The sequence below is a fragment of the Candidatus Micrarchaeia archaeon genome (genome assembly GCA_041650355.1).
Lineage (GTDB): Archaea > Micrarchaeota > Micrarchaeia > Anstonellales > Bilamarchaeaceae > JAHJBR01.
The window spans coordinates 1-10,889 of sequence record JBAZLI010000025.1 but is presented as its reverse complement, the minus strand read 5'-3'; the positions used below and the strand labels follow the sequence as shown (position 1 = coordinate 10,889).

Annotated in this window: 9 protein-coding genes; 4 read left to right on the top strand and 5 right to left on the bottom strand. The window is 52.2% G+C overall.

From position 1 onward, the window contains the following. Window positions 1–271, bottom strand: a 271-nt coding sequence (locus WC488_02665; protein MFA5077304.1) for a hypothetical protein, incomplete at its 3' end; no start/stop codon positions are given. A 121-nt stretch (window positions 272–392) separates the two neighbouring features. Between WC488_02665 and WC488_02660 the strand changes: the two genes are divergently transcribed. Both WC488_02660 and WC488_02655 read left to right on the top strand, forming a co-directional pair. Then, window positions 393–1,544: a transposase gene (locus WC488_02660; protein MFA5077303.1), complete on the top strand. Its 1,152-nt coding sequence runs from the start codon at window positions 393–395 to the stop codon at window positions 1,542–1,544. A 104-nt stretch (window positions 1,545–1,648) separates the two neighbouring features. After that, window positions 1,649–1,966, top strand: coding sequence for a hypothetical protein (locus tag WC488_02655; GenBank protein MFA5077302.1), 318 nt, complete (start codon window positions 1,649–1,651; stop codon window positions 1,964–1,966). Here the strand turns inward: WC488_02655 and guaA are convergent, their stop codons facing one another. Together guaA and cca are read right to left on the bottom strand one after the other, a co-directional pair. Then, entirely contained in the window at window positions 1,967–2,920 is a 954-nt protein-coding gene (gene guaA, locus WC488_02650; GenBank protein ID MFA5077301.1) for a glutamine-hydrolyzing GMP synthase, read from the bottom strand. 12 nt (window positions 2,921–2,932) lie between these two features. Continuing rightward, on the bottom strand, window positions 2,933–4,243 hold the full coding sequence (gene cca, locus WC488_02645; protein MFA5077300.1) for a CCA tRNA nucleotidyltransferase: 1,311 nt from the start codon (window positions 4,241–4,243) through the stop codon (window positions 2,933–2,935). Window positions 4,244–4,292: 49 nt separating this feature from the next. On the opposite strand from cca, the gene WC488_02640 reads away from it, so the two are divergent. Together WC488_02640 and gyrB are read left to right on the top strand one after the other, a co-directional pair. Further along, complete coding sequence (locus tag WC488_02640; protein MFA5077299.1) at window positions 4,293–6,569, top strand: hypothetical protein; 2,277 nt, start codon at window positions 4,293–4,295, stop codon at window positions 6,567–6,569. A gap of 135 nt (window positions 6,570–6,704) precedes the next feature. Next, window positions 6,705–8,606: a DNA topoisomerase (ATP-hydrolyzing) subunit B gene (gene gyrB, locus WC488_02635; GenBank protein MFA5077298.1), complete on the top strand. Its 1,902-nt coding sequence runs from the start codon at window positions 6,705–6,707 to the stop codon at window positions 8,604–8,606. Between the two features lie 2 nt (window positions 8,607–8,608). Here the strand turns inward: gyrB and WC488_02630 are convergent, their stop codons facing one another. Together WC488_02630 and WC488_02625 are read right to left on the bottom strand one after the other, a co-directional pair. After that, the gene (locus tag WC488_02630) at window positions 8,609–9,952 is read right to left on the bottom strand and encodes a hypothetical protein (protein ID MFA5077297.1); all 1,344 of its coding nucleotides are present in this window, start codon (window positions 9,950–9,952) and stop codon (window positions 8,609–8,611) included. A 364-nt stretch (window positions 9,953–10,316) separates the two neighbouring features. After that, window positions 10,317–10,889: hypothetical protein (locus WC488_02625; GenBank protein ID MFA5077296.1), on the bottom strand; the 573-nt coding region annotated here is incomplete at its 5' end.

Sequence of the window (10,889 nt, the reverse complement as noted above, 5' to 3'; positions counted from 1 at the left end):
GGATTACTTCCGAGAACATTTCGAATGCCGCCCCGAAATCCAGGGTTTCCATCAGCATGAGACCCTTAAGCTTCAGGTAATCCGGCTCTTTTTTCAGGAAAAGCGCGTGCTCCACCAATTCCATCGCATATTCGTAATTCTTGAGCTTGTAGGAAACTATTGCGCGGAGGTAGTAAAGGCGATCGCCTTCCTTTTTCGCCATCTCGGCGTCAAGCGCCTTTGCTGCCTCGCGGTACTTGCCGTTGCGTATCATCAGTTCAAAGTCGGGCATAGGGCTCTTTTCTGCACATAGTTTAAAAGCTTTAATTCTGTCCGTCCTGCGACAGGTGGATAATGCCACCGGCAACCACCACCCAATTAGTCATTATAAACACCTCATTTGAAGCATCATCATGAAAATCCGAAGTTGGAAATTCCGCATCTATCCCTCAAATGTCCAGGAAGAAGAGCTGAATGCGCACCTCCACTACTGCAAGAACATCTGGAACAACCTCCTCTCTTATACAAAAAAATATTATGGAAAAACAAGAAAATTCCCAGCCAGAAAAGAGCTCTATCTTCAAGTAAAGGGAGCAGGCATTTTTTCCCAGGTGGCCCAGAACGTTGCAGACAGGTTGGCTAAAAGCCTTGGGTTGATGCTTTCTAAAAAGAAGGCAGGAATAAAGACTGGCTTTCCAAGGTTCAAATCAATGGAGAGAGTGAAATCCTTCACGTACGCACAATTCGGCTTCAAATTGGATGAAAAGCTTGAACTCTCCAGAATAGGTGCTATCCCAATCAAAAAGCACAGGAGTATTAAGGGCAGAATAAAGACCCTCACAATAAAGAAATTCCCTTCTAGGAAGTGGTTCGCAATCTTCACATCTGAAATAGATGAAGTGCCTGTTCCGAAAAAACATGGTTTTGCAGTCGGAATAGACCTTGGAATAGAGAATTTCGCATACCTAAGCGATGGAAGAGCAATAGAAAACCCGCGGCACATAAGGGTTTCTGAAGAAAAACTCAAGAGCGCTCAACAGAAGCTATCTAAGAAAAAGAAGGGTAGCAAAAATAGAGATAGAATGAGGTTCAGAGTTGCCAGAGCATTTGAAAAACTCGCAAACAAAAGAAGGGATTTCCTCCACAAGACTACACGTTCACTGGTGAACGAATATTCTCTTATTGCAATGGAAAACCTTAACGTGCATCGCATGGCACAAGGGTTCCTTGCAAAATCCATTCTGGACTGCGGCTGGGCTGAGTTTACTGGCATGATTCGCTACAAAGCGGAAGAAGCTGGTTCCGAGGTAGTGCTGATAAACCCTGCCAACACTTCACAGACGTGCAGTAGTTGTAGTCTGGTGCAGAAAAAATCGCTTGCTGAGAGGTGGCATAGTTGCATTTGTGGTGCATCCATGCACAGGGATCTCAATGCAGCAATAAACATACTCCAAAGAGCTACCGGCGGAACGCCGGGAAGTCAAGCCTGCCGAGAAGAAACCGCTACCAATTGTAATCCCAATGGGCAAGTATCTTCTGTGAAGCAGGAAGCCACGAGTATTTGACTGGTGGTAGTTCACAAAGTTTAATTTGTTTATTTTGGTGGTTTAAAATGTAAAAGTATTTAAATATGCTTGCGTATAAATATCTTTGTTGGATAGTGAGTTCTATGGACGGAGATTCCCAGATTGCATTCAAGGCTGAAAAAAAACGCGGGCATGAGCCTTCGGCTTTTTCCGCGAGAATAATACCGCGGAAAGTTGAAACGCATCCTTCCCTAGCCGAAATCGCTGGGAATGGTGTCTGCTCCGAAATATCGAAATACCTCTTCAGCCAGTATAACGGAACGAGCCCGCTGGCTGCATCGGTGCATGCCGGAATAAAACTAAAAACAGACCAGAGAGCCCCGGAAATGGTTGCGGAAAAACTAGCCAAACAACTGAGCCGAAATCTCGAGTATCTGGCTCCTCAGGAAAAAAGAGCGTAATCATTCCAATTCTATCGTAGAAGGCGGCTTGTTCGTTATATCATACACGACGCGACCGACTTCCTTGATCTCGTTGCATATCCTCGTTGATATGGCTTGAAGCACGTCCGGAGGCACCATCGAGAAATTAGCGGTCATCCCATCCAAGCTTTTTACAGCCCTCACCAGAATAGTGTATTTGTAGGAGCGCTCGTCCCCTTTCACGCCCACTGTCTTGGACGGAAGCAAAGCTGCGAAATACTGCCATGGCTTCTCCATCTTCCCTTCCGCGCTGGCCTTTTCCAATTCGTGCTCCACTACGTCGCAGGCCTCGCGCACTATGTCGAGCTTCTCCTCGCTCACTTCCCCCACCACGCGCACCGAGAGCCCGGGCCCGGGGAAAGGCTGGCGCTCGTAGATGTAAGGCGGGAGCCCGAGCGATTTTCCGACCATGCGCACCTCGTGCTTGTAAAGCTCGCGTATCGGCTCGCACAATTTGAGCCCCATGTCCTTCGGAAGCCCTGCGACGTTGTGGTGGCTCTTTATGGTGTCCCTCCCGAGCCCGCCGCTCTCTATCCAGTCCGGGGCTATGGTGCCCTGCACCAGGAAGGTGGCGCCGCTGCTCTTCGCTTCTTTCTCAAAAACGCGCACGAACATCTCGCCTACTATCTTCCGCTTTTTCTCAGGCTCCTCGGCGCCTTTCAAGGCATCTATGAACTTCCCCTGGGCTTCAACCACCGTGAGGTTTATGCCGACGCTTTCTGCCGCGGCTTTTACTTTCCTGGCCTCGTCCTTCCGCATGAAACCGGTATCCACGAAAACCGCCTTTAGGTTTATGCCGGCCTTGGCGCACAGGGTTGCGGCGACGAAGCTGTCAACGCCCCCTGAAAGCGCTATTATGGCCTTTTCCTTTCCAACCGAAGCGCGGATTTCCTGCTCGGCGCTGGGGATGAATTTTTCGGGGTTGAACGGCATAAGAACACCTTGCTACGGGAGAAAACGCTGCGCATACCTGCTGAGCGCATTCCTGCATTTGCCTATTAGCTCCTGGCCCTTATATATTTTTGCGTTCCTGGCCGCGCGCAGGTGCGACGGGAGCGGGATTTTTTTCAGCTTCTTCGCGAACTGCGGGAAAGTGCGGCACTCTCTCTTAACCAGCGAAGCAATTCTGCCGGAAAGCACGAACGCCGGCGCGTACTGCGCCGAGAACTTTTCGCAGTCCTTCCTGAACCTGAGCGGGGGCCCCAGGATTACGCGCTTCTCCGGGAGCGGCTCGTTCGAAATTTCGAACAGGAGGCTTATGCTTTCCCCTTCGCGGTCCATCTCGCATCCGAGCGCTTCGAAGCCGGATTTTCTCAATTCCGAAAGCAGTGTTTCCTGGAGCCTGCGCACCTGGCCCCACAGCACGTCGTCCACTACGTTGGGCGCTTCGAAGGAGATGCAGTAGAGCTGGCGCCGGCGCACGAACTTCGAAAGCTCGCTGGCGCCGAACGCCCTTTTGCTGAAAAACCCAATTTTGCTTTTCGAAGCCAGGAAGCGCCGCGCAAGGGAGATGAACGCGGAGTAATTTTCCAGGCTCACCACGGCTGAAACGTTCCTTTCCTTGTCCACCGGGTCCAGGAAGATGAGCGGGGTGTTGAATTTGGCGAGCATGCTCTCGGCCGGCTCCTGGTGCTGGATGTCCAGAAAAGTCCGCTCCTTCCAGTCTGCTGCGGCCTTCACCGCGCCCTCGAAATCCCCGTAAGCCAGTATGAGAAGTTCGCACAGGTAGCCTGAGAAGCCCTGGGTCCGTATCTCGGCTCCGTAAAGGTTGCCGGATTTCAGGAATTTCTTGAGCAGGCGCACCTCGTCCTTCTGCGCGCCGGACATTTTTGAGAGCACATACTCGGTGTGGAGCTGGGTCCGGTCCACCGCGCTTCTGAGCTCGAAGTGCCGCCCGTGGCCTATTTCGTAGGCAGGCACCACGTCTATCTTCCTGCCGTCCAGGAAAACCCGCACATACGGATGCTGCGCATACGCGGTCTGGATGAATGCGCCGGGAAACGCGTTCTCCACTGCCGCGCGGACTATCCCCTCCATGGCCTCTTTCTCCATCGAGTGCCTGAAAAGCACGAAAACGTCTATGTCCTTGTCCCCCTCCAGGAACGTGCCCTTCGCGAAAGAGCCCGCGAGCACGACTTTGGCCGGCTTGAAGCTGGCCTGGAGCTTCGCAACCACCATGTTCGCGAAAGCGCGCTCCCTGCGTTCGCTGGCTGCCCCTGGCCGTATTTGAGCAAGCACTCTCCCCAGTCCCTTCATGGGGAAAACACGAAGTTAGATTTTTAAAATACATAAGATAAATAGGTGCATGCGCCGGCCAGGTTTAGCGATTGTGCTTTTGCTCGCAATTTCACTGAGCGGATGCATCGTGGACAAGGATGTCAGCGCGCTCGCCAACGAAAAAGTGCTCTCCGCCGGAGCCAGGGACCTCGACCTGGACAACATGACGGATTTCAAGACGTACACGTTCAGGCCCATCACCATAAGCGCAGAGAGCAACATAAGCATGCAGAAGTTCGCCACAGCTGCCCAGACGCAGACGCTGCTCACGGTGAAGAAAGTGAACCAGCTCAGCGACCCGGACGTTTCCGCGCTCGAGACCAGGATTTTCGAGTTCGACCTGGACCGGAAGCAGAAGGAGAGCGAGTGCAGCCAGGCGCTGGGCCTTCACAAAGGGGGAAGCTGCACCGGCGCAAGGGACTGCGCGGCATTGTGCACTGCTTCGCAGTGCAAGAAATACGAGTATTCGAGCGACCTGGTGGGATACTGGATATACCGGTATTCGGAGGACACGAAAGCCAACGACCAGGACATGGAACTGATAAGGCAGATGCTCATAACCATAGCGCACTCCGGGGAATCCGACAGGGAAATTCTCATGGGGAAGATAAGCGCGCTCATGGACAGGACAATAGAGATAAACGCGAATCCGCTCTTGAGCGAGAACATGTTCGCGGTGTGCAAACCGATAGATTACGACAACGAGAAGCTCGCGGGGATGCTGGCAACGCTCGGGGACTACGAAAGGGCCCCAAAGGCGTACAGCTACGCGGTCAACCTCAAGACCACCACCCAGAGCCATGAGTATATAGAGCTGAACGTCTCGGACAGCCTGCCCAAGGCGGCGCTTCCCACGCTCAGCGACATGGTCGTGCCCCAGGAAGGGGGGAAATACACCTTCACGTCCAACACCGTGGGCTGGCCCCTGGTTAAATCGAGCGTTTACAGCGAATACATGCTGGGCTACGGGTTCAAGACATCGCAGGGGATGAGGGAGGATATTTTTGACAACTGGGCCACGCCCAAGGTCACCCTGCGCGTCATTTCCTTCACCAACAACTGGCTGGTGGCAGGAATAATGGCGTTGAGCAAGTGGATTTACTCGGTTTCGAAGGGACTTGGATATTACACGGCGCTCGCTTTCGTGGTTTCCTTCTGGGCGATAGCGGCTTCCGCAGCATGGCTGCTCGGGAAGGTGATTTTCGCAGCGGTCAATGCGGTTGTTTCGCGGTGCGGATTCCGGGACAGCGCGGTGCGCATCCTGGGCAGGGCCAACATATACTGGAAGGAATACGCCGTCGCTGCGGTGCTGGCGCTCGCGATTGGCTATGCGCTCAGGCTCGGCGCGGCCCCGGTCATGGAAGACGTGCTCAACCTGCCAGACATAACGAGGCACCTGGCCGAGAGCATACCCGGAACACTTTCCATGGTTTCGATTTTCTTCGCAATCTACCTAGTCTATTCAGTGGTTGAAGACAGGGTGAAGGGCGCGCTCGCCGGAAGGGCTTATTACGAGAACATACTGGATGTGAGCCCGAAGGCCAATGAACTGAGGATGAGGAAGCTCAGGGAGAAGATTGAGGAGCTCGAGGCAAGGGTCAAGGGAGCCGGGAAGCTCGATGTGGGGGATGAGCGCGGAGTGCTCATTTCCGTGCCCCTGGACAGGATGGAAACCCTGATGAAAAAGCCGGGCAGCGAGAGGGCGGCGAAAGAGCTCATAGAATTGTACATAACCCGTGCGGAAGCCGCGATAGTTAAGGTGGATGAGAAAGCGCGCGTGTTCAGCCATTACGGGAAGGAGTGGAGCAAAGAGATATCCGAGAAGCTGGCGGAGAAGGACGAGGTGCCGTTTTCGGCGCTTTCTGACATACCGCAGGAATGGCGCGCTCCGGCGGCAAGCAGGTTCGCTATTGAAAACGAGGACGAAGGGCTCGTGGTTGATGCAGCCGGGATAAAGAGGAGCGAAAGCAGCCCGCAGGGCAAGGCGGATTCAGCGCTCAGGAAACTGGTTTCCAAAGGCGGGGCCCTGGGTGGAGTGGTGTTCAACAAAGACAGGGTGCTCGCGGTGCATTCGGACAGCGGGAACCGCAGCATAGAGGCGATACTCTCCTGGAAGATTTCCAATTACGGGAAGGCGCTCGCGCAGAAGGTGCACAACTCGGATTTCACCGCGATTTCCATAACCGGGGAGAAGCACGCCGCTATCATCGTCAGGGGCCAGGAAAACGACGGGGTGGTGTTCGCGAAGAAGGAGGGCGCGCAGGAACTCGCTGCCGAGCTGGAGGCGAAACTCGGGAAAATCTAGCGTATTTTGCAGGCATGCGGAACCGCCCTGGAACCCGGGCGCAGGCATGTTTATTAACCCTTCCGGACATATATTTTATGAGATAAAACACGTGCGGAAGCCATTTGGGTTTTTTCAAGCAAAACAGTGATATTGATGGTTGACGGAAAGACTGAGTCGGGCGAATACAACGCCGAAAGCATACAGATTCTCGAGGGCCTTGAAGCAGTGCGGAAACGTCCTGCGATGTACATAGGGGACACCGACAGGAAGGGGCTGCACCACCTCATATACGAGATTGTGGACAATAGCATTGATGAGGCGCTCGGCGGCTATGCGAAAAATGTGGATGTGGTGCTCAAGGCCGACGGAAGCGCGCTCGTGCGCGACGATGGAAGGGGAATACCAACGGAAAAGCACAGCATGGGCAAGAGCGCGCTCGAGGTGGTTACTACCATACTGCACGCGGGCGGGAAGTTCGAGAAAAAGGCTTACAAGATATCCGGCGGACTGCACGGAGTGGGGATTTCGGTTGTGAATGCGCTTTCCGAGATAATGATTGTGGAGGTGCACCGCGGAGGGAAAATATACGTCCAGAAGTATTCCAGGGGCATTCCCACGACTCCGGTGGAAGTGATTGGGGACACCCTGCTGCGCGGAACCACCGTGATATTTAAGCCCGACCAGAAGATATTCCCTTCTGTTGAATTCGATTATGACACTGTGATGGAGCGGCTCAGGGAGCTGGCATTCCTCAACAAGGGAGTGCACATAAAGATAAATGATGAAAAGAGCGGCAAAAAGGAGGATTTCCTTTTCGAGGGAGGAATAATCCAGTACGTGGAATTCCTGGACAGGACCAAGAACAAGCTCCATGCGCCTATTTACTTTCACAAGGAAGTGGGAAACATCAACGCCGAGATTGCGATACAGTATACGGACAGTTACAGCGAAACGATCGCCTCTTTCGTGAACGACATAAAAACCATGGACGGCGGAACCCACGTGAGCGGATTCAGGACCGGCCTCACCAGGGTGCTGAACGATTACGGCGAGGGGAGCAGGATTCTCAAGGACGGCAGGAGGGTAAGCGGGGACGATGCGGTGGAGGGCATAACCGCTGTGATAAGCATTATGGTGCCTGAGCCCCAGTTCGAGGGCCAGACCAAGGGAAAGCTGGGAAACAGCGAAGTGAAGGGGTATATAGACAGCTTCTTCTCGTCCTCGTTCAAGCAGTATCTCGAGGAGAACCCGCAGGTCGCGAAAACCATACTCGCTAAATGCACCAGCGCCATGGAAGCGCGGGAAGCCGCGCAGAAGGCCAAGGAGCTCATAAGGAGGAAGAACGTTTTTGAATCGAGCGTGCTTCCGGGAAAGCTTGCTGACTGCAGCGAGGAGGACCCTGCGAAATGCGAAATATTCTTCGTGGAAGGGGATTCTGCAGGGGGAAGCGGGAAGCAGGGGAGGGACAGGAGGTTCCAGGCGGTGCTTCCGCTCAAGGGGAAAATACTCAACGTGGAAAAGGCACCCCAGAACAAGATTCTCACCAGCAACGAGATAAGGAACATCGTGCTTTCATTGGGCACCGGCTTCGGCTCTGACATGGACCTGGGCAAATTGAGGTATCATAAGATTGTGATAATGACGGATGCAGATGTTGATGGAGCCCACATTAGGACACTTTTACTCACACTTTTTTTCAGGCATTTCAGGACGCTGATAGAGAGCGGCTATCTGTACATTGCCCAGCCCCCGCTTTTCAGGGTTAAAAAAGGCAAGCAGGAACGGTACGTTTACAACGAGGACGAGCTGGCCAGGGTGAGCGCCGAGTTCGGCGGGGATGTAGAAATACAAAGATATAAGGGATTGGGGGAAATGAGCGCCCAGCAGCTCTGGGACACCACCATGAACCCTGAGACCAGGACCTTGAAGAAGGTCACTATCGAGGATGCGATTAAGGCAGAGGAGATGTTCTCGCTCCTGATGGGCGATGCTGTGGAGCCGCGCAGGGCATTCATCGAGCAGTACGCGAGGGAAGTGAAGAATCTGGACATATGAGGTCATAGGGTTATTATGCCCTGAACTTTTCTCACCGGCTGATTGAGCCTTGAATTTTCGCGAGGTTTAAATGTTCTTATTCCCTCTTTTATGATTTCCTTGACCTGCTGATCAACTGGCGGTGGACGGATACTTACTTCTTCTATAGTGCGCGGAACAAGTTTTACGCCGAATTTTTTCATGACGAAGTTCACAAAGGGGTCGTTGTGCACTTTCTGCTTTATGAGGTCGGCTTCCTCACGCGTGGCGCCAAGAAGATAGTATGTTCTTATCCCTAAATGTGAAACAGAATAGAAGATTCCGGTTATTTGGTAGGGGTCAAAGCCAAAATAAGGCTGCGCTGCACTCATGCTACTCACGGTAAAAATCTGCCCTGGGCAATAGTCGCGAATGTTATGAACTAGTCCGCTATAGATGGCATCTCCAAGTACGCTGGCTTTGGAACTCGTCATGTAAGGTGTGTGTATGAGTCCCAGCACAGGCTGTTGCTTGGTTTTCTTGCCGACTATGTGCGGGCTGTTTGACGGAAGCATCGTGGCGATGTGCTCGAGGAAATCATAAACATCGTCCATGAAACCTACTGTAGCATGGTCTTGATCCAACCTAATGTATTTATAGTCCGGATAATTGTTGATAGCGGCGGATGTTCTAAGATCCAGTGAACGCAGGGTTTTGTCTGAGACCAGATTGCGGTCCAGACGTGATTTTTGGTCTATGGGGTGTGTAAGCAGATTTGATATGCTAGGTGCGAAATCTATTATACTGTCGCTCTGCAGGGCGTATTGCGGTTTGAGGATGCTGAGAATAGCTTCAATCGTATCCATCTCCATTGAAATTAGGCCGTTGCCAGGGATAAAAAACTTAAATGCAGGCTTGTCTTTCAGAATCAAGTCCACGAGCTCCATCCATACATCTGAAGCATGCAACATGCCGCAGTTATACGGTGAACCAGGAACAATCTCTAAATCTTCGATAGAACTGGGAATTTGCGCGCCATTCTTGATTTTCACATCCCCATGGGTGGATATGCTAACTTCGAAATTAACATATACCTTCCCATTCTGGTCCCCTTTCCTGTCGTGGACCCCCCAAAAAAGATGTTTACCATAGGTTTTGCCAAGAATGCTGAGCGTTCTGTGAATTACACGACCCGTATCGCTTATTACGTCAGCCGTAGCAAAACTTCCTGCGGAGCTTATTCTGCTGTAATCGACCACTATACCCCGTTTCAAATATTCCTTAGCAATAATTTGTTTTGCTGCCCCATATAGTTCACCGCCCTCTCTTGCATCGGAGCAAACTATATTAACGCAGCCCACTACTCTGCTGGGGATTTCTCCATCCATATACTCACCACATATAACTCAAACTGATTGAGGGAAATATTTGTGTTTTAATTTATGTATAAAGCTGTTTTTAAAGGCTATGTTTGGCGTGCTTAATTAAGATTTTCAGTAGCTACTCCGATCATCACATATTCAGTCTGGAGCGATATCATCAACAAAATTATATGCGGTTCAAATATTATAAAATAGTCGTTTTCTTTTTGGGGTGAACCACTCAGACCTTTTTCTTTTGGTCATTGCTCAGTTAAAAGAAAAAGGGATGTGTGACTGGAGCGATATCATCAACGTTGAATTATGGCTGATGGATGTTTTAAATGGTTGCTATGGCTGACGCTGGGGAGAGGATGAAGATAAAAAAGGGCCTTCAGCTGGCCCTCGGCCTGTGGAGGCACTTGAAGTCCTCGGGGTTCAGCAGGCAGTCCTTCTGTTCCCTTTCCCTGAAGAACTGCTTCACTTTCGCGTGCTCCTCGGAACTCACGCTGAACTGGCCAGCTTCGTAGGCCTGCACGGGCATGCTGCTCGCGCCCTGCACTGAAGACCAGGCGGATTCGTCCGGCTCAAGGAATTTCAGGATCCACATGTCCCTCAGGCTCGCGCCGTTCATGTTCAGCGAAGGCGAGCTGGTGCTTCCAGCTAGGGCGTATTCCCCCCGCGCGCTTTCCAGCACAGAGTACGAGTAGTCGTAGCCGTTGCCCCCGAAGTCGCGCTCCCAGATGGGCATGAATGTCGTGCTGTTGAATTTAATCGCGGACGCGTCCACGATGCCGGTGTCGTTCTCGTCCCAGGTGATGCGCGCGAGCGCGGTTATGTAGTTGCCATCTGAGGTTTCCTTGATGGAGCTCAGCCCGCCCACCGGAAGGCCGGAAGTGTGGTAAACACCCCAGACAAAGGAGCCCGATGAGTTGTACTGGACTAGCATTGGATGCGTAATCCAGTC

Coding starts and splice junctions, on each gene's coding strand:
- cca (MFA5077300.1), bottom strand. CDS start 4,243: ATGAAGGGACTGGGGAGAGTGCTTGCTCAAATACGGCCAGGGGCAGCC.
- gyrB (MFA5077298.1), top strand. CDS start 6,705: ATGGTTGACGGAAAGACTGAGTCGGGCGAATACAACGCCGAAAGCATA.
- WC488_02660 (MFA5077303.1), top strand. CDS start 393: ATGAAAATCCGAAGTTGGAAATTCCGCATCTATCCCTCAAATGTCCAG.
- WC488_02655 (MFA5077302.1), top strand. CDS start 1,649: ATGGACGGAGATTCCCAGATTGCATTCAAGGCTGAAAAAAAACGCGGG.
- guaA (MFA5077301.1), bottom strand. CDS start 2,920: ATGCCGTTCAACCCCGAAAAATTCATCCCCAGCGCCGAGCAGGAAATC.
- WC488_02630 (MFA5077297.1), bottom strand. CDS start 9,952: ATGGATGGAGAAATCCCCAGCAGAGTAGTGGGCTGCGTTAATATAGTT.
- WC488_02640 (MFA5077299.1), top strand. CDS start 4,293: ATGCGCCGGCCAGGTTTAGCGATTGTGCTTTTGCTCGCAATTTCACTG.